General features: G+C 59.5%; 21 protein-coding genes. 11 read left to right on the forward strand and 10 right to left on the reverse strand.

The window, feature by feature from the left end:
- Positions 1 to 45: 45 nt before the first annotated feature.
- The 4 genes from J2W46_RS03355 to J2W46_RS03370 all read right to left on the reverse strand — a co-directional run bounded on the left by J2W46_RS03355 (position 46) and on the right by J2W46_RS03370 (position 2,519).
- Positions 46 to 549: a hypothetical protein gene (locus tag J2W46_RS03355; protein ID WP_087753455.1), complete on the reverse strand. Its 504-nt coding sequence runs from the start codon at positions 547 to 549 to the stop codon at positions 46 to 48.
- Positions 550 to 1,047: 498 nt separating this feature from the next.
- Entirely contained in the window at positions 1,048 to 1,407 is a 360-nt protein-coding gene (locus J2W46_RS03360; protein ID WP_204521774.1) for a superinfection immunity protein, read from the reverse strand.
- 43 nt (positions 1,408 to 1,450) lie between these two features.
- Positions 1,451 to 1,726 (reverse strand): hypothetical protein, encoded by a 276-nt coding sequence (locus J2W46_RS03365; protein ID WP_084690047.1) that lies wholly within the window; start codon positions 1,724 to 1,726, stop codon positions 1,451 to 1,453.
- Between the two features lie 337 nt (positions 1,727 to 2,063).
- A complete protein-coding gene (locus tag J2W46_RS03370; protein WP_310351286.1) occupies positions 2,064 to 2,519 on the reverse strand; it encodes a hypothetical protein in 456 nt (151 codons plus the stop codon).
- Positions 2,520 to 2,904: 385 nt separating this feature from the next.
- Here J2W46_RS03370 and J2W46_RS03375 point away from each other — a divergent pair, with 385 nt between their 5' ends.
- The 3 genes from J2W46_RS03375 to flgM all read left to right on the forward strand — a co-directional run bounded on the left by J2W46_RS03375 (position 2,905) and on the right by flgM (position 5,241).
- Complete coding sequence (locus J2W46_RS03375; protein ID WP_020066440.1) at positions 2,905 to 3,120, forward strand: hypothetical protein; 216 nt, start codon at positions 2,905 to 2,907, stop codon at positions 3,118 to 3,120.
- Between the two features lie 267 nt (positions 3,121 to 3,387).
- Positions 3,388 to 4,617 carry an NAD(P)/FAD-dependent oxidoreductase gene (locus J2W46_RS03380; protein ID WP_310351289.1) on the forward strand — a complete coding sequence of 410 codons (1,230 nt, stop codon included), beginning with the start codon at positions 3,388 to 3,390 and terminating at the stop codon, positions 4,615 to 4,617.
- Between the two features lie 312 nt (positions 4,618 to 4,929).
- On the forward strand, positions 4,930 to 5,241 hold the full coding sequence (flgM, locus tag J2W46_RS03385; RefSeq protein WP_131321253.1) for a flagellar biosynthesis anti-sigma factor FlgM: 312 nt from the start codon (positions 4,930 to 4,932) through the stop codon (positions 5,239 to 5,241).
- 106 nt (positions 5,242 to 5,347) lie between these two features.
- On the opposite strand, the gene J2W46_RS03390 is transcribed toward flgM, so the two are convergent.
- The 3 genes from J2W46_RS03390 to J2W46_RS03400 form a co-directional block, all read right to left on the reverse strand.
- A complete protein-coding gene (locus tag J2W46_RS03390) occupies positions 5,348 to 9,946 on the reverse strand; it encodes a response regulator (RefSeq protein ID WP_374726802.1) in 4,599 nt (1,532 codons plus the stop codon).
- Between the two features lie 485 nt (positions 9,947 to 10,431).
- The gene (locus J2W46_RS03395; protein WP_020066445.1) at positions 10,432 to 10,647 is read right to left on the reverse strand and encodes a hypervirulence associated TUDOR domain-containing protein; all 216 of its coding nucleotides are present in this window, start codon (positions 10,645 to 10,647) and stop codon (positions 10,432 to 10,434) included.
- An 82-nt stretch (positions 10,648 to 10,729) separates the two neighbouring features.
- On the reverse strand, positions 10,730 to 13,147 hold the full coding sequence (locus J2W46_RS03400) for an FdhF/YdeP family oxidoreductase (RefSeq protein WP_087753461.1): 2,418 nt from the start codon (positions 13,145 to 13,147) through the stop codon (positions 10,730 to 10,732).
- A 437-nt stretch (positions 13,148 to 13,584) separates the two neighbouring features.
- On the opposite strand from J2W46_RS03400, the gene J2W46_RS03405 reads away from it, so the two are divergent.
- From J2W46_RS03405 to J2W46_RS03415, 3 genes are all read left to right on the forward strand, one after another.
- Entirely contained in the window at positions 13,585 to 13,917 is a 333-nt protein-coding gene (locus J2W46_RS03405) for a barstar family protein (RefSeq protein WP_087753462.1), read from the forward strand.
- 154 nt (positions 13,918 to 14,071) lie between these two features.
- Complete coding sequence (locus J2W46_RS03410) at positions 14,072 to 14,794, forward strand: helix-turn-helix transcriptional regulator (RefSeq protein WP_310351302.1); 723 nt, start codon at positions 14,072 to 14,074, stop codon at positions 14,792 to 14,794.
- 32 nt (positions 14,795 to 14,826) lie between these two features.
- Positions 14,827 to 15,201 carry a VOC family protein gene (locus J2W46_RS03415; RefSeq protein ID WP_204521779.1) on the forward strand — a complete coding sequence of 125 codons (375 nt, stop codon included), beginning with the start codon at positions 14,827 to 14,829 and terminating at the stop codon, positions 15,199 to 15,201.
- 269 nt (positions 15,202 to 15,470) lie between these two features.
- Here J2W46_RS03415 and J2W46_RS03420 read toward each other — a convergent pair whose 3' ends face one another.
- Positions 15,471 to 16,238, reverse strand: a complete 768-nt coding sequence (locus J2W46_RS03420; protein ID WP_310351305.1) for a bestrophin-like domain — start codon at positions 16,236 to 16,238, stop codon at positions 15,471 to 15,473.
- A gap of 448 nt (positions 16,239 to 16,686) precedes the next feature.
- Between J2W46_RS03420 and J2W46_RS34330 the strand changes: the two genes are divergently transcribed.
- On the forward strand, positions 16,687 to 16,869 hold the full coding sequence (locus tag J2W46_RS34330) for an antitoxin Xre/MbcA/ParS toxin-binding domain-containing protein (RefSeq protein ID WP_374726808.1): 183 nt from the start codon (positions 16,687 to 16,689) through the stop codon (positions 16,867 to 16,869).
- A 208-nt stretch (positions 16,870 to 17,077) separates the two neighbouring features.
- Here J2W46_RS34330 and J2W46_RS03425 read toward each other — a convergent pair whose 3' ends face one another.
- Positions 17,078 to 17,821: an SDR family NAD(P)-dependent oxidoreductase gene (locus J2W46_RS03425; protein WP_204521781.1), complete on the reverse strand. Its 744-nt coding sequence runs from the start codon at positions 17,819 to 17,821 to the stop codon at positions 17,078 to 17,080.
- Between the two features lie 80 nt (positions 17,822 to 17,901).
- Between J2W46_RS03425 and J2W46_RS03430 the strand changes: the two genes are divergently transcribed.
- A complete protein-coding gene (locus J2W46_RS03430; RefSeq protein WP_310351308.1) occupies positions 17,902 to 18,579 on the forward strand; it encodes a TetR/AcrR family transcriptional regulator in 678 nt (225 codons plus the stop codon).
- A 190-nt stretch (positions 18,580 to 18,769) separates the two neighbouring features.
- Here the strand turns inward: J2W46_RS03430 and J2W46_RS03435 are convergent, their stop codons facing one another.
- Positions 18,770 to 19,246: a hypothetical protein gene (locus J2W46_RS03435; protein ID WP_310351311.1), complete on the reverse strand. Its 477-nt coding sequence runs from the start codon at positions 19,244 to 19,246 to the stop codon at positions 18,770 to 18,772.
- Positions 19,247 to 19,856: 610 nt separating this feature from the next.
- Here J2W46_RS03435 and J2W46_RS03440 point away from each other — a divergent pair.
- The 3 genes from J2W46_RS03440 (at position 19,857) to J2W46_RS03450 (ending at position 23,126) form a co-directional block, all read left to right on the forward strand.
- Entirely contained in the window at positions 19,857 to 20,882 is a 1,026-nt protein-coding gene (locus J2W46_RS03440; protein ID WP_020066453.1) for a glycosyltransferase, read from the forward strand.
- Positions 20,883 to 20,932: 50 nt separating this feature from the next.
- Positions 20,933 to 21,940, forward strand: coding sequence for a glycosyltransferase family 2 protein (locus J2W46_RS03445; protein ID WP_020066454.1), 1,008 nt, complete (start codon positions 20,933 to 20,935; stop codon positions 21,938 to 21,940).
- A gap of 109 nt (positions 21,941 to 22,049) precedes the next feature.
- Entirely contained in the window at positions 22,050 to 23,126 is a 1,077-nt protein-coding gene (locus J2W46_RS03450) for a glycosyltransferase family 2 protein (protein WP_310351314.1), read from the forward strand.
- The last annotated feature ends 139 nt before the right edge of the window (positions 23,127 to 23,265 follow it).

Genomic DNA, 23,265 nt, shown 5'->3' on the forward strand with positions numbered 1-23,265 from the left:
CGATCTCCCCCAGCTTGACTTCGCGAGCCGCGAGTCGATCGACGCCTAAAACCGTCCGCGTCGCGTGTTGTCGTACATAGGATCGGGTGCCTTCTGCGTTTGCCGCAATATGCCTGCGTCGTCGAAATAGAAGTGGAAGATCATGTGATTAATATTGTTCTCCAGATAGCGATACGACCACACGTCGCGCTGCATTCTCTGAAAGCGCGCGGTTTCGAACGGGCGCCCGAAGTTGATGAGCACATCGTCGCGCGTCCACTTGCCGACCTCCGCGCGATAGAACTCGCTCTCCTGCAGCACCTGACGCATGCTCACCACTTTGCCGGACGCGTCGATATCCGCGACGGTCGTCGTGGTGCCCATCGGTTGCGTCGGCCACATCAGCCGCTGGCCGCCATCCGGCAGCTTGTAGGTCTCCTTGGGCGGGCCGAGCCGCGCAATCGCCGTCGACTGATCCGCGCCGGCTTCCACCTGCTGATGAGGTTGCACGCAGCCCATGAGCCCGGATATCAGCGCGCAAATCAACGCACATCTGATCTGACTATTCATGAACTTCTCCCATCGCTGATGAGTGCTCGCTGTCCCGTCTTTGCGCGGAGCCCTTCCTCAAATTGTTGCGAGCGAAGGCGGCGCGAGCATATCGGACGAAGGTCCTACGCTCGAAACTGTGGAGTGATGGCTAGAATCAGATTTTTGGCCGAGCAGGGATTGCCGCGAGTCAAGTGATCGTTCAGCGGCTCGCATTTGCGGCGTCTACTCAAAAACCGATGCACTAACGGGCGACTGGCTTGAGGCGTCAGTTGCGTGCCCGGAGGTCGAGGCGCCGCTGGAGGGCTCGTTGCCAGCTTCGTCCACGCCGCTTTTGCGCGAACGCGTTTGGATTCGGCGTCAGTACGATCGCCGTGATGGCACTCGAAATAATTAGAGTCGACGCAATGCCCGCTTACTGCACTAGCGGGCTCCTCGTTGACACGAAATACGGCGGCGGTCGGACCGCCGTCCGGCTTCGAAAGAATTCGGCGGACAGCGCATGATCCGCCGCAATCGTTAGTGCCTTTCGCGGCGATTAGTGCTTGCGGCAATGCGCGCGACAACCGGTACCAGGCGAGGATTGAACATGGGTATCGAACTGGCGCGACCGCTCGCCCGCGCGACGATTGCATCGATGGTGACTCGTGCGACCGCGCGTTGCGCCCGTCTCGCGAACTGCTTCAGTTGCCGGTTACTGACCGGATGCCTCGCCCATACCAACGCTGCGAACCAACCGATAACCGTCCATCCCAGCAGAATGTTCACCATGGTCACCGCGAACGCGTCCTCGCGTTCTCTGGCGTCGGCGATCATTGCGGGTACCAGGTACAGCATCAGCGCGCCGACAAACAATGCACCTTCGATAATTTTCAACATTTCGACACCTCGTGACAGCTTCGCTTAGCAGACGGCTTGCAGATTAATGGCCCGAGTACACATGGCCGACAGAGTCGGCAGTTTGACGGCCGCCGGATTCCGAAGAGGACGCAGCTACGCCGCCATACGAATCATTGACAGAACCAGCTGCACTGTTGCGTTCCGCTGCAACCGTCTGGGCACTTGGGCCCCGTTGCGAAGCAGGCGCCCCCACTGAAGGGCGGTAAGAAGGCGCAGGACCATAGCCGCTGGCAAACACAGGAGCGGCAAACGAAGTAGTGACGGCGACGAGCACAGCTGCAAGAAGTTTGCTTTTCATGATGACTCTCCGATGCGATTCTGAGGCAGCGCGAATCGGTGAGACACGCGCCGTTGACAAGAGTCAGTGTAGACGGCGCCTATCCTTTTTCTATACCCATAGGGTGAAATCACAATTGCTGCAGACCGAACAATGCCTCGCTACAAGGCCATGGCGGACTCGCGGGCCTGCTGCGGTTGGAATGGTTCGCATCGGGTAAGTCGAGAGACCTCCAATATCGGGGTCCCCAGAACATAGACGTGAAACAGGACTGAGCCATTGCGGCCAGCCTCGTCGGCCATGGTTTTGCGCGAGCACCTGGTGTTTCACCGTTTGCTCGCGCGCCGTCAGTGTATTGTCAGCTTCCGCCAAAGAAGATGTTGCATTGCGGGTTCACTCTGCACGGCCGGGCATGTTTCGAGCCGCTTTGTACCATCGTATCGGAGGTGCCACCGTACGCTTCCATCCCCGCACTTGGGTTGGAAACCTGCACCTGACCGCTGTCTTGCGGAGCGGCCTGAGGCGCTTTGGGCGTGCCTTGCGAATGCGCCAGCCCGGCGATCAAAAGCAGCCCAGCAACCGATCCAACCATCCGTCCTAGTTTCATATTGCCTCCTGATCCGCGTTGGATTATCCATTCATGCCGTTTCGTTATTCGCGCGGCGAAGTCGAAAACCAACACGCGATTTTCGGATTCAGGAAGCGCGCCTGCGGCCTGCGGGTCGAATCGCCCGAGACCGTGATCCAGGAAAGTTGGGAAGATACGAAGTGCAGTGCGCCCGGCCGAGACGGGGACGCAAGTTGGCGTGCGCATTGGCAATGCCGATAGATTTTGTGGACCCCTCGACACGAATAGTCGCCCTGCAACTACGTTATAGCGCGTGGGATGACGATTCGTTAGTGATTATTCGACCTCTCTCATGCGGGAAAACCGCAAAGCGATTCTTTGCCACGTTTTAGCCGGCGATGGTTGCTGGGGCGACCCGCTCGCCTCTGACCGAGCACAGTGAACGGTTGTGTTGGTTTTTGGCGCGCTACAACACCTCGCCGTGTTTGATCGAGTCCAACAACGGGCCGCTGCTGCGGAACCGCTCTGGTCGTTCGTTGCTTTACCAGCGGGCTTCGCAGGCGCGTCAGCGGTTTCGAAGCGTTGTCGGCACACTAGTTGCAAACGGTAGCTGCGCCACCAGGAGACAGTCATGATGCGGCTCTTTGCAAACTCAGTGCAATCGAAACCGACGTACGGCAACGCAATCGTCGTCATTGGCGCTATCGCATTCGTTGCGGTATGCGCGACCGGAATTGCTGCGTTCGCCGGGTTATTGCCCCAATCCGAAAGCGTCGCCGCCACAGTGACCGCGACACCGTTGGTGGACCTGCAGACTCAAATCAAACAAACAATCACGAGTCCATGATTCGGGAACCGCGAGAAGCGCTAGAAGCGCTAGAAGCGCGGATCGCATTTGCATGGAGTCGCGAATAGTCGCCGCCGCTCGGCCACGTTCTTCGCCTTTGCGTTTCGTTGTCCTACCATATCAACTACGGTAGGTTTGCACGCAACGGGCTGCGCCTCGTCTTCAAGCCTTGCTTCGTGTCCCGTCGCGTTTTGCGCATCTCCTCCGCGTTGCCGCGCCGCACATCGGGCAGATTGGCCGCGCACACGTCTCTGAACAGGAGCGGCCATGAAACGGATCGTCGTGATCGGCGGCGGCTTTGCTGGGTTGTGGAGTGCCATCGGCGCGGCCCGCAAGCTCGATGAGCAAGGCGCGAGCAATCAGGTCGAAGTCGTCATGATCAACCCGCACGCGCATCACAGCATCCGGGTGCGCAACTACGAAGCGGATCTCGCGGCCACGCTCGTACCGCTGAGCGATGTGCTCGGCCCCGTCGGCGTGCAATGGATCCAGGGCGCAGTTACGGACATCGATGTCGCCGGCAAACAGGTCACGTTGAGCGTCCGCGGACGCACTACGCCGCTGACTTTCGACAAGCTCGTGCTGGCCTCGGGAAGCCGCCTTGTCGACGCGCCGATTGGTGGGCTCGCGGACCATGCATTCAACGTCGATACATACGAAGGCGCCGAACGCCTCGAACGACGGCTTCTGAAAATGGTGCATTCACACGCTGCTGGAAGTCTGACCTTCGTTGTTATCGGCTCAGGCCTCACGGGCGTGGAAGTCGCCTCCGAGTTGCCGCATCGTGTGCGCGACCTCCTGGCCGCGAGCGGTGAGCGCCTGCGTGAGAGCGAGGTTCGCGTCATGCTGATCGAGCGTGCGCCACGGATCGCGATGGCGATGGGCGGTGCGCAACCGGTCATCGAGCAGGCATTGACGCAACTCGGCGTCGAGATGATGACCAATGTCGAGATCGAGCAGATTGACGACACTGGGATGACGCTGGCGGGCGGCAAGCGCGTCGACGCATCGACGATTATCTGGTGTGGCGGCATGCATGCGAGTCCGTTGACGCGCTGCATTCCTGTCGAGCGCGATGCGCTCGGGCGGGTGCCGGTCGACGAGAACCTGCGCGTAAAAGGTGTCTCCGACGTCTTCGCAGCCGGCGACGTGGCGCGCGCGCTGTTCGAAGACGGCAAGCATGAATCCGTCATGTCCTGCCAGCACAGCAGACCGATGGGGCGTTTCGCGGGGCACAACGTCGTCTGCGATCTGCTCGGTCTGCCGATGCTGCCGCTCGACATCGACTGGTACACGACCATTCTCGACCTTGGCGCTTGGGGCGCGGTCTATACGGAAGGCTGGGAGCGCAGGCTCGCCGCACAGGGTCAGCAGGCGAAGAACGTCAAACGGGTCATCAATACTGAGCGGATCTATCCGCCCCGCACCGGCAACCGCGCGGATCTTTTTGCGGCGGCGGCTCCGATTGTGCAGGCGCCGCCACCCATCCGCGGGTAACACGCCGTCAGCGCTTCGCGCGCTGGTGAATCGGTGTTCGGCAAACGGACTGCCGGCTTAGGTTCACGCGCGCTCCAAACCTGCGCGCGCGCCGCTTTGTCATCAGCGTCCGGGATGCTCTCCGAAGTACGTTCGAGCCCTTATGTGGTATTGCTCACAAATTGTTGCACTTTGTTTCAATCCGCCGAAGTCCCCGCCTGGCAACGGTTTTCACCCATCGGAACAGCTCGCGCGCGGCCGGGCTCGCCGTAGCAGGGTGAAGATTTCAAACGCCATACCGTTAAAGAACTTAACAAGTGAGGGACACACACCATGAAGATTGAACCCAGCAACTACCCGCTCGCGGCGCCGCGCAACACCACGCAGCGCGCAACGAACAACAGCGACACGAATGGCGCGATCGAATCCGTGAACCCCGCCGGCACTTCCGGTACGCAAAATACCGAGGTGAATCTCACGTCAATGTCCGCGCTACGCTCGTTCAGTGATCCGGATATCGATACCGCGAAGGTCGAGTCGATCAAAGCCGAGTTGCGTCAAGGCACCTACAAGATCGATTCGGGCAAGATCGCCGACGGCGCACTGAACTCCGTGCGCGAGTTGCTGCAAACGAGAACCCGGTAACCGGCGACCGAACCTGGCGACACTGCCGCGTAGGTAGCTCACGTCGCCGCGCAGCTCGCGACGCCCGCCCCAACAACAACGGCGCCCGCTCCTGCCGCTGCGACTGCTACTGTTTTCCCCTGATGGCTCGCGTCAAGCCTTGCTCGTCATAGGGTTTGGCCAGAACTACCGCCCCGGCAAGCCATTCGTTGCTCAACACGCTCGGGTCTGGATTGCCCGATGCAATCACGACATGCAGCTTCGGGTACTTCCTGCGCGCCTGAACTGCAAGCTCGCTGCCCGACATACCGGGCAAGCCCAGGTCCACGACCAGCACGTCTACGGGATGGGCGTCCAGAATCGGCAGCGCCTGTTCGCCACTTGCCGCGGTGAACACCCGGTGCCCCAGACTTTCGAGCATGTCTCCGGTGGACATCAGGATCAATTCCTCATCCTCGACCAGCAGCACCCGCAGCGCGGGGGACGCAATTTCGACGACAGGCCGTTCACGGGTAGGCCGCGCACGGACCGCCGGGGCCGGACGCTGGCTGTTCAGTTGCCGTTGATTTGCCAACACGTGACGGAGCCTTCGCGCCAAAGCCTCCCGGGTGTACGGCTTACTCAGCAACTCGATGCCTTCATCGAGGCGGCCGCCATGCACGATCGCGTTTTCCGTATAGCCCGACGTGAAAAGCACTGCAATGTCCGGCAACCGCTCCCTCGCCTTTCGAGCGAGTTCGGGACTGCGTAGCGGGCCAGGCATCACCACATCGGTGAAGAGCAGGTCGATCGGCACGCCGCTTTCTATGATGGCCCACCCGCTTTGCGCATCTCTCGCTTTCAGCACCCTGTATCCGAGGTCCGTGAGCATATCGACGACCGTATTGCGCACGTCTTCGTCATCCTCCACGACCAGGATAGTTTCCGTTCCCCCGACCGCCGGTGCAGTTTCAGCCTCTGGCGTGCGGTCCTCCTCCTGGCGGGACCGCGGCAAGTAGATACGGATGGTGGTGCCTTCGCCCACCTCACTGTAGATTTTTATGTGGCCTTCCGACTGCTTGACGACGCCCCACACCATGCTCAGGCCAAGGCCGGTTCCCTGCCCTTCCGGCTTCGTGGTGAAGAACGGTTCGAACGCGTGCTCCATGACTTCTCCCGACATTCCTGAGCCCGTGTCAGTGACGGCAAGCATCACGTACTGTCCTGGCCGGACGTCGGGGTGGGCAGCGGCATAGACGGCATCGAGCGACGCATTGCCGGCCTCGATCGTCAACTTGCCACGGCCTTTCATTGCGTCGCGCGCGTTGATGGCGAGATTGAGCAACGCGTTCTCCACCTGGCTCGGATCGACCATGGTGTTCCAAAGACCGCCGGAAATGACGGTTTCGATCTCTATCTCCTCGCCCAGAGCGCGACGCAGCATATCGTCCATGTCGCGGATGAACCGGCCAAGGTTGACCACCTTCGGCCGCATCGGCTGGCGTCGCCCGAAAGCGAGCAATTGCGAGGCAAGCTTCGAGCCGCGCGTGACCCCGGCCAGCGCGTTACGTAAGCGCCTTTCCCCGGCTTCATGACCATTGATATCTCTCGCCAGCAACTGGAGATTGCCCGCTATCACCTGCAGCAGGTTGTTGAAATCATGAGCGACGCCACCGGTCAGTTTGCCGATGGCTTCCATTTTCTGTGCGTGGCGCAGCGCCTCTTCGACGCGCTCACGCTCCTCGGCCGCGGTAAGTAGCTGTTCGTTCGCGGCCTGTAGTTCCAACGTCCTTTCGACGACCTTCGCTTCCAGCGTCTCGTTCAGGCGTAGCTGCCGTTCCTCGCTTTCACGCAAAGCCTGCTCGGTCAGCGTTCGTTGCGCGATTTCAGTCTGAGCCGCCTGATACAACCGTGCATTGTCGATGGCGATCGCCGCCTGGGCTGCGACGCCGAGCAGCAGGCGCTCGGCGCGCTCGGTAAATACATCCGGTTCGGGATGACCGAAGAAGAGCCCGCCCAGCACTTCGCCGGAGCGCGACACGACCGGAGCCGCCAGATAACTGCACACGGGCAGATGCCCTTCAGGCATGCCGAAATACGGCGCGCTATTGCCGTAGCGCGGGTCCCGCTTGATGTCGGCGGAGCGCACGATAGCCTCGCCGTTGAACGTCGGCGCGAACACCTTCGTGTTGCGCGGCATTGGAAATTTCGAAAATGCTTCGCGCGGCACGCCCGAGATCGAATAGAGCGTATAGCGCTCGCCACGCTCGTCGAGCACATTGTAGAAAAACGCTCCAAAAGCGGCGCCCGTGAGTTCTTTCGCGGCATCGGTGACGACCTGCACCGCCTGGTCCAGATCCAGTTCGGCCGCGATCGTCGCGCCGATTTTATTGAGGATCTCGAGCAGGTTGGCCTCGTCGCGCAGAGCGTGGCTCATCTGCCTGCGAAGGGTCGCCATGGCCAGCGCTGAGTCGACCCGCGCGACGAGTTCGCGCGCGGAAAATGGTTTGACGAGGTAGTCGTCGGCGCCGGCAGCCAAGCCATCGAGGCTCGCCTCCTCCCCCGCTCGCGCCGACAACGCGATGATGGGCAGGTCCTTCAGCGTCGCGTCGCCGCGGATGGAACGTATCAAGCCAAAGCCATCGAGCCTCGGCATCATGATGTCGGTGAGCAGAAGATCGGGACGGCGGCGGCGAATCGTCTCCAGTGCAGCCTGCCCATCCGCGACGACTTCCACGTGGTGAGAACCGCCCAGCAGACGTTGCACGTAGGCCCGCATGTCGGCGTTGTCGTCGGCCAGAAGAATGTGGGCGCCATCGGTAGCGGGCCGCGCCGCAGCCGTAACGGACTCGCCGCTTCTGTCTCTGCTCGAAGTCTCGTGAGGCGCCTCCGCGTCTGGCAACCAGCGCTCAGCCTCGCCGACGTAGGCCTCGACACGTAAGGCGCTCGAGCCGACCGGTCCTTCATGTTCGATCAGCGGAGTCGCCAGGTGCTTCGCGCCAAAAGGAATCGCAACGGTGAATACCGTCCCTTTGCCGATCTCGCTTTCTACGCGAACCGTGCCGCCATGCAGCCTGACAAGTTCCTCGACGAGCGCGAGACCAATGCCGCTGCCCTCGAATGAGCGACCGCGGGCTCCCTCGATACGGTGAAACCGCTCGAAGACCCGTGGCAGTTCCGCCTCGGGAATACCGGTCCCGGTATCGCGAACAACCAGTTCAGCCTTGTCGTGCTGCCTCAATTCGACCGATACCCCGCCTTCAAACGTGAACTTGAACGCGTTGGAGAGCAGGTTTAGAACGATTTTTTCCCACATGTCACGGTCGACATAGACCGGCTGTGTGAGCGTCTCGCAATCGACCGTCAAGGTCAGCCCCGCACGCTCCATGGCCGAGCGGAAATTGCTGGCGAGGTCCGTGGTCAGTTGCGCAAGATCCGTGGCTTGAAAGCTGGCCTTCAGGCGACCTGCCTCGATACGCGAAAAATCCAGCAGGGAATTGACGAGTTTCAGGAGCCGCAGGCCGTTGCGATAGGCGAGCTGAATTTGCCGAAGCCCTTCTTCGCCAAGTTGCTCCGGATCGGCGAGCAACTCTTCTATCGGCCCTAGCATCAGGGTCAAAGGCGTACGAAACTCATGACTGACATTGGAAAAAAACGTCGTCTTTGCTCGATCGATCTCGGCCAACGCTTCGGCACGTCGCCGTTCTTCCTCGTAGGCGCGAGCGCTCGCCAGGCTGGTCGCGATATGTGAGGCGGCTCGCTCAAGGAAGGCCTGGTAGTCGTCGTCGGCGGCGCCGCGTGGGCTTATCCCCGCGACAAGAATGGCGGCAACCGTTCCCGGGTGCGCCGTCGCCTGAATCGGAAGGATGAGCGCCTGAGTACACGGCTCGGGCCACGGACCGCCCGGGAGCGGCTTCGTGAAACGTTCGGCAAGATCTTCCACGAGGCGTTTCTGCCCTGTGCGCAGCACGCTGGCCAGAGGCCACGGCGTGTCGGCGTCGCCAAGGTCGATCACCGCCGGCGCAGCCGCACTGTCCCGGTCGACGCCGGTGAGTCCCATCAGGTGCGCCTGCTGTGCGTTGTCGTCGATCCGGTAAAGCAGACTGAATGGCACATCGACGCTTTTCGTGGCGAGCAGCGTCGCCGCGACTGCAAATACCTCTAGCTCATCGCGCCTCGCCGCCAGGGCCTCGGCAAGTTCGCGCAGCGCACGCTCACGCCGCTCTGCCAGAACCGAGGACGTCGTTTCGAGGACGGCATTGAAGATGCCCTCTACCTGTCCACCTTCACCCCGGATCGGGCTGAACGTGAAATTGAAATAGCACTCTTCGGTGTATCCGTGGCGGTGCATGGGCAGCAATTGGTCATGCTGCCAAACCCCGGCTCCGGTCTCCTGCACTTGATGAAATAGCGGACCGATCGTGTCCCAGATCTCGGGCCACACTTCCCTGCCCGGCCGACCCAAGGCACCAGGGTGCTTCTTGCCGGGAATGGAACTCCACGCATCGTTGTAGAGCAGCGCCAGTTCCGGTCCCCAGTAGATGGCGATGGGGAAGTTGGCTTCCAGACAAATGCTCAACGCGGACCGCAAGCTCTGTGGCCACGTTTCCGGTTCGCCTAGAGGCGTGGCGCTCCAGTTATGCGCGCGCAACAGCGCGCCCATTTCGCCGCCGCCATAAAGGAAATCATGAGCCACAGACACTGCTGCACGTTTTGCGTCGGATGATGTCTGGTCGCTCACGGCCACCTCAACGGGACAAAAAGGCAGACATTATCCTTCAAATAATGCGGTTCGTTGTGTGGTCATGTCGGACGATTGTCGTTGCCTCCGTGTTGACTCTTTGGCCCTTTCGCGGCCCTTGCATCGGGGTGGGCAAACAGTGCAAAAGACGCGCGTGAGAGCAAAATTTTCCGCTTGTAAGATCGCGACGTTTCGGGCGTCGGTCACTTGTCCCGTTGCTTGGATAGCTAGCGTCCCGCACGCGCAAAAATTGCGTACGCGCTTGTCACCGGCACGTGCGGTCGGGAATTCCGATGCAAGCATGCCGTTTCGTGGTTCAACTTGTGCAACACGTCGACCAACCTCGGCGACGGCAGGCGCGACAGACCGTTAGTTGCGTCAGAGAAGCCGCACGCCTGACGCAAAAACTGCACAGACGATGCGACGAGGACAAGGCCGCCCACCGCCTTCGGTCGCTGGCGCTTAGGAAGTTTTATACCGGGCGTGCGCCGCTAGCCACGCGACTTGCGCAGCGCCTCGCCTTTATGAACCGCGCGCTTGCCGCTCTTCTCGCTCTCCACTTCATACGACGGACTGGACGGCGATGCCGCAACAACGTGTCCATCGACTTTCGCGCGCTCGGTAATGACGCGTTTGACGTGTCCGTGCGTCTCGCCCTGCGGTGTGTTCCAGCTGACGCGATCCTTCGGTTTGAGATCCTTGCTCATTGCGACTCTCCGTTCATCAAGTGGTGGGACCTGGCTGCGCAGTCGACATGCCGCGCACGACATCAGTAGCAGTCACCAGCAATCACGTCGGCATCGCTCCATCGTTCGGACGATGGGGAGTCTCGCCTGCGATGGCCGCTCCTGTGCGGTCGTTGCGAACGTCGCCTTGCTGCCACGTCGACGCCTGGTCGTCCGGCAAGCAATCTCCCGTGCTGAGCGAGAGCAGCACGGGCACCGACTTGTACGACGGCGTCCCGCTACGCGCGTCGCAGTCGTGTAATGCGATGAGCCCGTTCGCCTCGGGATAGTAGGCGGCCATCGATCCGCGGGGAATGTCGTAAGCGACCGCCGTCAGCCCGCACAGACGACGCGATCCGCCGAGGCTCACGGTGTCTTCGATCGCTTCGACATCGACGAGATCGCCATGCTGCAGACCGCGCGAGTCGAGATCCTGCTCGTTGACGAAAATCACATCGCGACGACCCGATATGCCGCGATAGCGGTCGTTGTAGCCGTAAATGGTCGTGTTGTACTGATCGTGGCTGCGTATCGTGGCGAGCAGTAGCGCGTCGCTGCGATTCACGCGCGGATCTTCCATGACGCCGCTATGGGCGATGAAACGCGCGCGGCCGTCGGGCGTGTCCCAGCGGCGCGCAGACGCGGCGTTGTAAAGCCGGAAGCCGCCCGGTTCGCGTATGCGCTCGTTGTAGCGCTCGAATTGCGGAAAGACCGCTTCGATCAGGTCGCGAATGCGGCTGTAGTCCGCGACCCAGCCATCCCAGTCGAGCGTCGGATCGTCGAGCGATGCTTTGGCAATGCCTGCGACGATCGCCGGTTCCGAACGCAGATGCACCGACGCTGGCGGCAGCGATCCTTGCGACGCATGCACCATCGACATGGAATCTTCGACGGTGACAGACTGAGGCCCGCTTGCCCGGACATCCAGTTCGGTGCGCCCGAGACACGGCAGCAACAGCGTCTCTTTTGCGGCCAGCAGATGCGAGCGGTTCAGCTTCGTGGCGATATGCACAGCCAGGTCGAGCTTGCGGATCGCGTCGAAGCAGACGCCGGGGTCCGACATCGCGACGGGCAGATTGCCGCCCAGACAGATCAGCGCCCTCGCGCGGCCGTCGCGCATTGACTGCATCGCAGCAATCGCGCCGTGCCCGTGCTCGCGCGGAGGCTCGAAGCCGAACACGCGCTTGAGCGAATCGAGGAACGCAGGCGGCGGCACTTCGGTGATGCCCACCGTGCGATCGCCTTGCACGTTGGAATGGCCACGCAGCGGACAGATGCCTGCGCCATCGCGTCCAATGTTTCCTCGCATGAGCAACAGATTCGCAATCTGCTGGACGTTCGCGGTCCCGCTGCGATGCTGAGTGATGCCCATGCCATAACATACGATCACGGCGCGCGACTCCGCATAAATGCGCGCAAGCTTTTCGATCTCGTCGCGCGCAACGCCCGACGTCGACACGATCTGGTCCCACGGCGTGGCTTCCAGATCGCGCACCAGCTCGTCGAACCCGGTCGTGTGTTCGTCGATGAACGCGCGATCCACTACGCCCTCGCCTCCGTTACCGCGGTTCTCGCGGTCCATGTCGAGCAGCGTTTTCATCATCCCTTTCAGGACCGCGACGTCGCCGCCGATCTTGAGTTGCACATAGTCGGTGGCAATGGGCGTAGAGCGCCCGGTCGCCATTTCCATAGCGTCTTGTGGCGAAGTGAAACGCTCCAGTCCGCGTTCGCGCAACGGATTGAGCGCCACGATTTTCGCCCCGCGCCGCGCCGCGGCGCGCAGCGTCGCGAGCATGCGCGGATGGTTGGTGCCGGGATTGTGTCCGATGCAGAATATCGCGTCGCAATGATCGAAGTCGGCGAGAGTGACCGTACCCTTGCCGACGCCGATCGATTCGGGAAGACCCACGCTCGTGGGCTCGTGGCACATGTTCGAACAATCAGGGAAGTTATTCGTGCCGAACCGGCGCGCGAGCAGCTGGAACAGAAACGCCGCCTCGTTCGACGCCCTGCCGGACGTGTAAAACTCCGCCATGTTCGGATCGGGTAAGGCACGCAGCGCGGCGCCGATACGTGCGAACGCCTCGTCCCACTCGATCGGCACGTAACGGTCGGTGGCAGCGTCGTAGCGCATTGGATGAGTCAGCCGCCCCTCGTCCTCAAGCGCGAAGTCGCTCCAATGCCACAGTTCGCTGAGTGAATGCCGTGCGAAAAAATCGGGTGTCGTACGTTTGCTCGTTGCTTCCCAAGACACAGCCTTCGCCCCGTTTTCACAGAACTCGAACGACGACGTGCTGCGCGGGTCCGGCCATGCGCACCCTGGGCAATCGAAACCGGCCGGTTGATTAACCTTCAACAGCATCGTCGCCTCGCGCGCCACACCCATCTGCTGGCGCACGGCGCGAGCCACTGCCTGCAACGCTCCCCAGCCGCCAGCCGGGCCGCCATAGGGCCCGACGCCTGGTACATCCCGCTTGCTCATTTTCTGGTCCTCCGGTAAGCATCTGCGGGAGTGCGCAAGCGTTGTGCCCATGGGAGCGGCGGCGTTTTGGACTTCGCGCGGGCGGGATGTGGGGTGGATATCGCTGGCTGCAGGTGGCGGTGTGGATTAAAAGCTCGCGGATTAGTTTGGCTGCGCGTTTCCGAATTCGCGATCTTGCTAAATGAATGTGGTCAGGATTTGAGCGCTTCGCGAAGTTGGCTCATCCAGGCTTGAATAATCTTTTGGGACGCGGATTTGTCGGTTCGGCTGGATGCGGGCGTCGGCCTGCGTTGGGGTGTATGCCGAGGGCTCTGTGCGGCCACAAACAGTCACTCGACGCGAGCATCTGAATCGTCAACTATCGACGACGCCGGGCCTTGCGTTGTGCGCTAGGCTTCAAATGCAAAATAAGCGCCTGCACAATTCGGAAAACAGCGATGACGACGGTGTTCGTAGACACGACCGAAATTACAGACTGGCCCTCTCTTCATCGGGTCTTCTCGCGAAACTTTGGCTTCGCGCCGTTTTACGGCAATAACTTGGATGCGCTAATTGACTGTTTGGGTTACCTCGACGAGCCCGAAGCCGCGATGACGCAGGTGCACGTGAGCCCAGGATGCACACTAACGATATTACTTGGCGGTGTCGACAGTTTCAGAAAGCGCTGTCCGGACCAATTCGCGGGCTTGCAAGACGCATGCGCTTTTGTGAACTGGCGTCGTACGCGCGAGCACGGAGGTGCTCTGGTCGCACTCGCGTATCACGACTGATGCAACGGGCAACGGACGGCCAGATTGAGACGTTCGACAGAGCCGCATAGATCGTCAACAATGCAATGTCTGTCTGGACGCGACATATCGCATTCAATTTGAAGTAACCGATAGCGTCGTCGATTTGCTTCAGTGTCAATACCAGGATTCACGTATGTCCCGCTCCGAACGTCTCCTTCATCTCCTGCAAGTGTTACGTCGTTATCGACGTCCCGTGCGTGGCCAAGCCCTGGCCGAGGAGCTCGGCGTGAGCATCCGCACGCTATACCGGGACATCGCCAGTTTGCAAGCGCAAGGAGCAATGATCGAGGGGGCACCGGGCATCGGTTACGTTATGAAACCGGGCTTCATGCTGCCGCCGATCATGTTTCGCTCAGAGGAACTCGACGCCCTGGTTCTTGGCATGCGCTGGGTGGCCGATCGCTGCGACAACACGCTGTCGTCCGGTGCGCTGAGCACGCTTGCTAAGATAGCCGCCATACTGCCCACTGAACTGCGTCGCGAACTGGAGAAGTCTTCGCTGCTAGTCGGCGCGCCGTTGACGAGACCTGTCCACAAAATCTCGCCTGACCTTCTGCGTGCCGCAGTCCGGGAAGAGCAGAAGCTCAATATTACATACGTGGACGCCAGTGGTATTCACTCGCGGCGTGTCGTTTGGCCCTTTGCCTTGGTGTATTTCGACCAGGCGCGGGTCCTGATGTGTTGGTGCGAGCTTCGAGCTGATTTTCGGAATTTCCGTTCGGACCGCATCTCGAACGTCGAGCAGTTGGAAGAGCGCTACCCCAAAAGGCGGTCAACACTGCTTCGTGAGTGGCGTAGGCTCAATCACGTCGCCAGACGCACCATACTGCCAGAATCTGACAGTATCGACCATTAGACTGAGCTCCCTTTCTTGGCGAGGAGTTCAAAATGAAGTTCGCATCGGTTCGTGTTGTTACCCGGCATATCGATGGGCTGGTGGAGTTTTATCAAAGGCTTTCCGGTATCGAGGCTGTACGTCCGGCCGATGGATTTGCCGAAATGCGGTTCGAAGGAGCGACGCTTGCGATTTCGTCCGAGCATCTGATCGAGCTTTTCAATGTCGGTGCTGCCACTGCGGCTGCAAATCAATCGGCGATCCTGGAGTTCGAAGTGGAGAACGTCGACGCGGTGTTCGAACGGATGAAGGCGTCCGGGACAAACATCGTGATGCCGACGACGTTGATGCCGTGGGGCAATCGCTCGCTCTTGCTACGCGATCCGGATGGGAATCTTGTCAACATATTTTCCCGCTCCAAGCGTTGAGGAAAATCGCGGTCACGGCTGCCGGCCGCGTCGTTGTTCGTTCGTTGTGAGCGGCCGCTTCGGGCAGATGCGGCCGTCTCCAGTGGGTCGCGTGCGGCCAATCGCCGTCAGGCAGAAAACCGGCCATCAGCGTTCATTTGTCGACGGCAGTACATAGGCGTTTGAACCTCGACAAACCGGCTGTTGTCAGGCGCTTGAACGGTCTCGTATCCGACTTGACGTGCAGCTAATTGACATGCGCTGGGGTCCAATAATCCTGTTTCCGGGCACTACGGTTTCGGGAGTGTTTGCGCGGTGCTAATGAGGTTTTGCGGCACAATCCGAATGATGCCGTTCCGCGGACTATCGATATCTGCAATCAACAGAAACGAGAGAGACACTGTTAAAGGCATGATCACGAGGAAGCGGTTTTTGGCGTTTGCATTTTTGACGCCATAGCCCACTAGCAGATTGCTGAACAGGCCAATGACGATCATTAATATCCATGCGGCTACAGGGATTCGATTCCACCATGCCGCCTGCGTGTAGCCTTGTGTGTTGATTACATCGTTCATGCCCGCGATGGCTAGCGCGCTAAGTGGGCTCGGCTGTTTAACGGCGCCGGCCTTGGCTGCAGTCCACAGTTTGGCCTGCATGTCCGCGGTCGCGGCATCGATTTGCTGGACACGTTGAAGGTCTCGGGTCTGGTAAAACTCGACACGCAATGCGAGATACTGCACGAGGAGCGAGCGGACCACGGCCGCCTCGGCGTCGGCCAGCAGTTCAGCGCGGACGAACTCAGTTCCGATCGCGTTGGCTTCTTCCTCTTCGAGGTTTTTTCGCTGGTCATAGCGGCCCACTGCCATGGACAGACTAAATCCGATGACCAGCGCGAGCAAAGTCAGCGTTGCGGACTGAACGATCTTGAAGTCATCACGCGTGTCTTCGTCGATTTGTATCCGCGAGCGCAGAGTGCGGCTACCCAGCCGGGCCGCAATCGACATCAGCACGAAAGAGATGGCAAAGAGGACAAATGGGTGTCTCACCAGTTGCTGCATGATCGCTCCTTTGGATATGTAGTTCTCTTTCGAGGAGTTGGCCGCTTACGCCTCGGATGACGAATTCCGCTTCAATACGAACCGCAAGCTTCTGTGTACGACAATTGCCCGTGCACCAAATGGCATTCTAGGAGGTCAAGGGCGCGCGCTTCTCGAACTTTGATGTGTACTGAGAGCAGTCGGCCCGCGCCCCATGCGGGCGGCTGAGTTCGGTCGGGTCCGAAGGCTGGGGCCGAAGTCACTGGGCATGCGCGCCTTTCACGCGTGGTCTTTGGCATTCGGCCACTCTCCGTCAGTCGAGCATCTCGGGTAAATTGCCGACAATTACAAACAAGGAGCTGAATTCATGGACTGCAGGAGGCAAGTGAATCCGGAGCTTAACGGTTGGGACGGGTTTGTCAAAGCGTTGGCCCCAGAGCGGAAGGTGAACAGCACTACCGACGAACTGATGAGGTTGGTTGCGGACCACACCATTGCCACGGCTCTTTGGGGTTGCCTGAAGTCAGATGCGATCCGATGGCTGTATAGCGAAGTGCCGATGTTGGACAATCAACGTCCCATCGATCTGTTGACCAGTTCAGAGGGAACTCAGCGTGTGAAATGGATCTTGGTTTCTTCGCCTTGGTGGTGAGACCTCATAGATCCCTGATCTACTTAACCGGCAACTGCACGACAACGAGGAAAGGGACTCACAGGAAGACTCATGTCTGCCGAGAGCCTCGAATCGTGAATGCCCATGACGCCCGGTCAGCGGCCAGGCAACAAGCACACATCACAAACCGCCCGGTATCGGCCATTTCCACGCCTTCTTCGCGTCATAACCAAACCGCATTACCGACCTAAGTCAGCAAGCCCCCGTCGACCGTGAGAATTGTTCCAGTGACATGCCTTGCCGCCGGGCTTGCAAGAAAAGTGACGGCCGCGGAGATGTCAGCCGGTGCGGCGAAGCGTCCCAACGGCGTAAGGCTGCGCTGGAATTCCGCGCTCTCGCCGTTAGCCGGGTTCATTTCGGTATCAGTCGAGCCCGGTTGAACCAGATTGGCAGTGATGTCCTTCGAGCCCAACTCCTGAGCCAGCCCCCGTGTGAACGACTGCAGCGCGGACTTGGTCATGTAGTAGACCGTTCCCGGTGACCCCACGATGCGATCAGCTCCGGCGGAGCCGATCGTAATTATGCGACCGCCCGCTTTGAGATGAGGGATGGCTGCCTGCGTCGCGAGAATGGGACCGCGGACGTTGACCGCAAGGAGAGCGTCGATGTCCGCCAGGTCGAAGTCGGCGATCGTGTTGTAGCGAGCGATGGCCGCGTTGTTGACGAGAATGTCGAGTCCACCCAACGCGCCGACGGCCTCATCGACTGATCGCCTGATGGCGGACGGATCGGCACTGTCGGCTTTGATCGCGACACCGCGGCGGCCCAGTTTCTCGATCGAGGCCACAACTGCCTGCGCCCGCTCGGCTGAGTTCTGAAACGTTACCGCAACGTCCGCGCCCTCTTCTGCAAGCGCCAGTGCAATCGCGGCGCCGATGCCCCGCGAGCCGCCGGTGACCAATGCCCGTTTTCCGACAAGATTGTTGTTCATTGTCCGCCTTTTATGTAGTGATCGATGCACAAATGGTAGGATCGGTGGCACGGACAGTCAAGATATTTATGTAGTGATCGATGCAGAAAAAATCAGAGAAAACTTCCATGACCATTGCACGCCCACCTCGTGGCCGCGGCAGGCCACGCGCTTTCGATCGCGAAGCAGCACTGGCGCAAGCCATGAGGCTTTTCTGGATCAAGGGTTATGAGGCGACCTCAATTGCAGACCTGACCAACGCGCTCGGCGTCGGCTCGACCAGCCTCTATGCCGCTTTCGGATCGAAAGACGAGCTATATGCCGAAGCGATGCGGCTTTACTCGACGACCTACGAGCATCTGGTCCTGGGAAGGTTTCGCCAGGCTGTTACCGCACGCGAAGCGGCGTTCGCCTATCTGTGGGACTCAGCCATGGCGATGACTGGGGCAGATTGCGGTTTGCCACACGGCTGCATGGTCACACTGGCCACCGTCGGAAGCGATGGCCATGCCGAGCTTGACGACTTGATGCGGGCCACGCGAGGTGGAGCGTTTGATGTGCTCGTCTCGCGCCTGGAAAAGGCCGTTGCTGAGGGTGAGTTGCCGGAATCCCTTGATATAGCGCAACTCGCGAGGTTCCTGCAAACAGTTCAAAGCGGTATGGCGATCCGAGCGCGGGACGGCGCCGAAAGAGCAGAACTCCAAGCCGTCGCTGAGATGACGATGGCTGGATGGGAGGAACTGGTTCGCCACGCCGACACACGTGCAAAGTCCGATTAACACATTGATTTGGACAGCGAAGTATGTCGTTGAGCTTGATTGGTGCGGAATGCGCGCGCTGAGAGATCAAAGGCGAACGGCGAGGCTCTCCGACAGGATCGATCGAGGTTTCGCGCCACCGAATCTTTCCAGTTTCCCCTACCGGCTTCGCAACGAAGATCAACCATCAGTCAGTGAGACTCGCCCGAAATCACGCCGACACCAGTGGCGGCATGTCGTCGGGCGGCGACTGCACCGAATCGGAAGACAGCGCAGCGTGCAGCGTAGCGGGATCGAACCGCCAGGACTCCGGCATACCCAGCGCTGCCCCGATCGACTCCGAACAGTGCCAGCGACCTCGATGACGGCCGCCGCGCCGCAGGAAAGCGAAGACAGGTGCGAAGTCGTACGGTTCGCCGAAATGATCGTTGAACCACTCCACCGCAGCCCGCTCCGTCACCGGATCGGCCGCGAGTCCGACAACATCCCATCGCGCTGGATCGAGCTTCGTAGTGATGAAGCGCACGCTGCCATCCTCGAACGACGACGATGCGCACAAATGCGCGTCGATGATTGGAGCGACGACAAGTTCGCAATGCGAATAGGGACTGTTTGTCCACCACCGGATCAGGCGGTTTAATTTCCCGGCCAGGCCGGGACGCGTTCTCTTGTAAAAAGCAACCTTCATCGATTAGCTCCAAGTGTCAGCTCGCACGCGCGGCCGATCGTCGTCAATTAAACCGAAACACTAGCTGCTGATTCTTTCTTGCGCGAATGTGACATTCACCGCTGCGTGATCGATTTTCACTCTCCGATGCTCTGCCTTCTATGAAGCCCGTAGATCAATCCAGGTGGCTACCGTCGTGCCGCTGCCCGGCGCAGATCTAACGATTAGTCGTCTGACGTAACTGCCTTTGAGTATCGGTTAGCAATATCGGTGTCCGAATCTCAAGAAGCAAGTTGCAAATAGATACGAGATTCGCGTTATCGCGCGGCATGTGCAATTCGCGTTTTGCGATTGGAAAGCAGTACTTATCCTCTGCCGAAACCCCCGCCGTTTCAACTTTTTGCGCCTTTATCGCCCGATTTTAGGCCGCAATCGCATACTCCGAAACCTTTGTTCTTAAATAGTTGCATCCAGGGTGCCACACGCGGCACCGTTGGCCGCGCCATTTTTCCGGCGACATCAATCAGGTTGGCCCCTAGCGCTGGTCGGTGCGGCGCATCTCGCAGGTTCAGGACGCTTGATTCATTTGAGAAGCCGGAGGCAGTCGATGAACGCAGGACGGAGCGAATCTATGGCTAAAAAGGGCCTCTTTTTCTCGATCGTCATCGCCAACTACAACTATGGGCATTTTCTTCGACAGGCTATTGAAAGCGCCTTGACGCAAGATTGGGACCGGCTGGAAATCATCGTTGTGGACGACGGATCGACAGACAACTCGGCCGACGTCATTCACTCGTTTGGTGAAAAAATCACCGCGATCTTTAAAAAGAACGGCGGGCAGCGGGACGCCAACAACGTAGGCTTCGCGAGAAGTACAGGCGACGTCGTCATCTTCCTCGATGCGGACGACGTGCTAATGCCCGGTGCGTTGCGCGCCATTGCTTCAGTATGGCGGACCGGCCTGAGCAAGGTACAGGTACTGATGGAGCGCGTCGACGCGCAGGGCCGTCGCATACAGAACGAGAATGCGATTCCAAAGATTCGAAATGTGATCCCGAAGATCCCGCCCGGTCTATCGTCGGAAGCGATCCGTCACTGGGCTTATGAAACGTCCGAATACCCAACGCCGCCTGGATCGGGAAATGCCTACGCACGCAGTTTTCTGGAAAAGATCTTTCCACTGGATGCGAGTTACGATTCATTCACGGACTCAACGTGCATCGCCATGGCGCCCTACCTCGGCGATGTAGAAACGATTGCTGCGCCCTTAGTGCTCTATCGCATGCACGGCGCGAATGACAGCGCCATGAGCGCGAGCACGAGCAACTTCGGACGAGAGATCGCGCGTGCACTCAAGCGTCACAGCGCTGCCTGCAAGGCCTGCGCGATGACCGGCCGGCCTGCACCGCCGCTCAGCACCCTGTTTTGTGCACCTCACTTGTTGCAATTGCGCGTCGCCTCTCTACGGCTCACACCGCGACAGCATCCCTTGCCCGGCGACAGCAGAATTAGAGCCCTGCGCGACGCCCTTTCCATTCCTTTTCGCGCAAGTTTCGAGCGCCCTGCTTTCCGCTGTCTTATCGCCGGTTGGAGCATTGCCACGTTGCTCGCGCCGAAAAACATTGCCAGCACGCTCATCCGCCGACGGTTCATATGAAAGCGGTCGCAGGCCGTCAGATCCCTCCTTACCTTCGCGCGTGACACATCATGAAGGACATGACAGTCATCATATGCAATCACAATTACGAACAGTTCCTGGCGGAGGCAATCGATTCGGCGCTTGCACAGGACTACATGAGCACTTACGTCATAGTGATCGACGACGGATCAACAGACGGCTCGCGCGCAATCATCGAAGGCTATGGTGCTCGCGTTAGCTCCGTCTTCAAGGACAACGGCGGCCAGGTGTCTGCCTACAATTTAGGGCTGCATCTTGCCAGAACGGATTACGTGCTGTTCCTCGATGCTGACGACGTCCTTTATCAGGGCGCCGTGTCCGAAGTGATGCAGCGCTTCGAGAACGGAAATCTTGCAAAAGTGCAGTTTCAGCTAGACGTGATCGATCACACGAGCAAGCAGATGGGCGCGTATGTACCTCATTCTCGAATCGATGGCGATTGTCGAAAGCTTTTGCTCGATGGGTGGCTCTATCCGTCACCGCCGGCGTCTGGAAACGCCTACAGCGTCAGTGCTCTTAGAAAGATCTTTCCTGTACCCGAAACGATCAAGGACCGGTATGGCGCAGATTTCTATGCAATTTATGGGTCGGCTCTAGTTGGACCTGTATCGAGTATCCCGGTGTCGCTCGGCGGATACCGCGTATATGCAAGCGCAGGGAGAGACGCATTGTTTGCTAACTCTGATCAGCAGGAAAAGGCCCCGAAGGCATTCCCGTCCCGCTGGGTGACCCTTCGGGAACTGGCCTGGTGTCGCATGGGAATGCAACTGCCGGCCGACTTCCACGATTTCGCATACGAACGAGCTCATTTCTATTCAAGCGTCTACCATGCTCCGTTGACGACCCGTTGGCGTTGGATGCTAAGAGATTCGCACCGGTATCTGCATGCCATTGTGGCGAACCCTTTCTGGAGCCTGAAGAAGAAGTTGGGGACACTCGCGCTATCCAGTTTGTGTCTGTTTCCATACTCCCCTGTCGCAGACTACGCGGTTCGCTACATCTGCAATCCCCTGGCCCGGTGCAGCGCCGCCCGTTAGGAAGAAGGACGGTGTTCCCTCGTTATGCAAGATTCGCGCATGACGAAGGCTCGAACCCAAGCCCTCCTCTGACGTTCACTAAGCTTGTCTAACTTCGAACGGCGCTGATATGCCTCATCACCAGTCACAGTCAACCGTCGGCCTGTCCAGCAACGAATACATGGCGGGCGAAGACCTCTCCTTGGCGCGATCTGTGGACGATCGCGCGCAGACAGATAAACCCGTCACACGGATGACGGATGCAGCGGCTCCATCTGTCACTGTCGTCATGGCGAACTTCAACGGTGAACGCTGGATCGGCGAAGCCATTCAGTCGGTCCAGAGACAGAGCCTTGAAGACTGGGAACTGATCGTCGCGGATGACGCGTCAACTGACGCTAGCGTGGAAATCGTTCGCGCCTTTGCCGATAACGATTCCCGAATCAAGCTTCTGACCGCATCGTTCAACGCGGGGCCGTCCACTGTTCGTAATCGTGCGCTGGAATGCGCACGAGGACACTGGATTACGTTTTTGGACAGTGATGACGTCCTCGCGGAAGGACGCCTCGAATCGCTGCTGCAGCGCGCGGAGAGTTCTGGTGCAGGCATCGTAGCGGACGATTTACTTATCGTGGACGAGGAGGGCTCGCTCACCGGACATTCCCTGCTGGGCCTTGAAAGCTTCAAAAGTTTCGATGCCGTCTCTTTGATCAAAGCGCCACGCCTGGCGTATCTTAAGCCTATGATCAATGCCGAGCTCCTGACTGGACTTCGGTATGAAGAGCGGCTTCGTTCCGGAGAAGACTTCGATATCCTGTTGCGCTTACTGGCCAAGCACGATGCAAGAATAATTGTCTATCCGGCAATGGGTTACCGCTACCGGCGCCGTGGTGGTTCGCTCTCCTCTGACAAGTCAGCGGACCGGCAGACGCTACGAGGCATGCTTGACGCAAATGCACGTTTCCGCGCATCGCACACACTCTCTGCACGTTTGGCCGCCGCGTGTGCGCGCCGGCATTGGTCTCTCAAGGCGTCTCTTCACTGGGTCGATGTGACCGAAGCGATTCGTGAAAAGCGTTTCGTGACCGCCGTTAGACACGTGATCGATCACCCGGGAGTTCTCAGTTGCGTTATGCAGTTCTTCAACAAACGGCTTTCCCTCCTCATATCCCGGAGCAAGCGCCGCGCTAGAACATTTGGCCTATGAACCGAGCGACGCGACAACGGCAGTCGTGCACCGCGTAAGCTCTCCTTTGACGCTGCCTCCAACGTTTCAAGTTCCAGAAGACGACATCGAGTAGCCGACAGGAAAGCGGTGTTGGCGAAAACCATTTCCTTTCTGAAGG

Origin of the sequence: Paraburkholderia strydomiana (assembly GCF_031456815.1) — a bacterium.
In the GTDB taxonomy this organism is placed as follows: domain Bacteria; phylum Pseudomonadota; class Gammaproteobacteria; order Burkholderiales; family Burkholderiaceae; genus Paraburkholderia; species Paraburkholderia caledonica.

Coding starts and splice junctions, on each gene's coding strand:
- J2W46_RS03380 (WP_310351289.1), top strand. CDS start 3,388: ATGAAACGGATCGTCGTGATCGGCGGCGGCTTTGCTGGGTTGTGGAGT.
- J2W46_RS03450 (WP_310351314.1), top strand. CDS start 22,050: ATGCCTCATCACCAGTCACAGTCAACCGTCGGCCTGTCCAGCAACGAA.
- J2W46_RS03440 (WP_020066453.1), top strand. CDS start 19,857: ATGGCTAAAAAGGGCCTCTTTTTCTCGATCGTCATCGCCAACTACAAC.
- J2W46_RS03395 (WP_020066445.1), bottom strand. CDS start 10,647: ATGAGCAAGGATCTCAAACCGAAGGATCGCGTCAGCTGGAACACACCG.
- J2W46_RS03420 (WP_310351305.1), bottom strand. CDS start 16,238: ATGCAGCAACTGGTGAGACACCCATTTGTCCTCTTTGCCATCTCTTTC.
- J2W46_RS03430 (WP_310351308.1), top strand. CDS start 17,902: ATGCAGAAAAAATCAGAGAAAACTTCCATGACCATTGCACGCCCACCT.
- J2W46_RS03400 (WP_087753461.1), bottom strand. CDS start 13,147: ATGAGCAAGCGGGATGTACCAGGCGTCGGGCCCTATGGCGGCCCGGCT.
- J2W46_RS03445 (WP_020066454.1), top strand. CDS start 20,933: ATGAAGGACATGACAGTCATCATATGCAATCACAATTACGAACAGTTC.
- J2W46_RS03365 (WP_084690047.1), bottom strand. CDS start 1,726: ATGAAAAGCAAACTTCTTGCAGCTGTGCTCGTCGCCGTCACTACTTCG.
- J2W46_RS03360 (WP_204521774.1), bottom strand. CDS start 1,407: ATGTTGAAAATTATCGAAGGTGCATTGTTTGTCGGCGCGCTGATGCTG.
- J2W46_RS03435 (WP_310351311.1), bottom strand. CDS start 19,246: ATGAAGGTTGCTTTTTACAAGAGAACGCGTCCCGGCCTGGCCGGGAAA.
- flgM (WP_131321253.1), top strand. CDS start 4,930: ATGAAGATTGAACCCAGCAACTACCCGCTCGCGGCGCCGCGCAACACC.
- J2W46_RS03405 (WP_087753462.1), top strand. CDS start 13,585: ATGACGACGGTGTTCGTAGACACGACCGAAATTACAGACTGGCCCTCT.
- J2W46_RS03370 (WP_310351286.1), bottom strand. CDS start 2,519: ATGCGCACGCCAACTTGCGTCCCCGTCTCGGCCGGGCGCACTGCACTT.
- J2W46_RS03355 (WP_087753455.1), bottom strand. CDS start 549: ATGAATAGTCAGATCAGATGTGCGTTGATTTGCGCGCTGATATCCGGG.
- J2W46_RS03410 (WP_310351302.1), top strand. CDS start 14,072: ATGTCCCGCTCCGAACGTCTCCTTCATCTCCTGCAAGTGTTACGTCGT.
- J2W46_RS34330 (WP_374726808.1), top strand. CDS start 16,687: ATGAGGTTGGTTGCGGACCACACCATTGCCACGGCTCTTTGGGGTTGC.
- J2W46_RS03375 (WP_020066440.1), top strand. CDS start 2,905: ATGATGCGGCTCTTTGCAAACTCAGTGCAATCGAAACCGACGTACGGC.
- J2W46_RS03415 (WP_204521779.1), top strand. CDS start 14,827: ATGAAGTTCGCATCGGTTCGTGTTGTTACCCGGCATATCGATGGGCTG.
- J2W46_RS03425 (WP_204521781.1), bottom strand. CDS start 17,821: ATGAACAACAATCTTGTCGGAAAACGGGCATTGGTCACCGGCGGCTCG.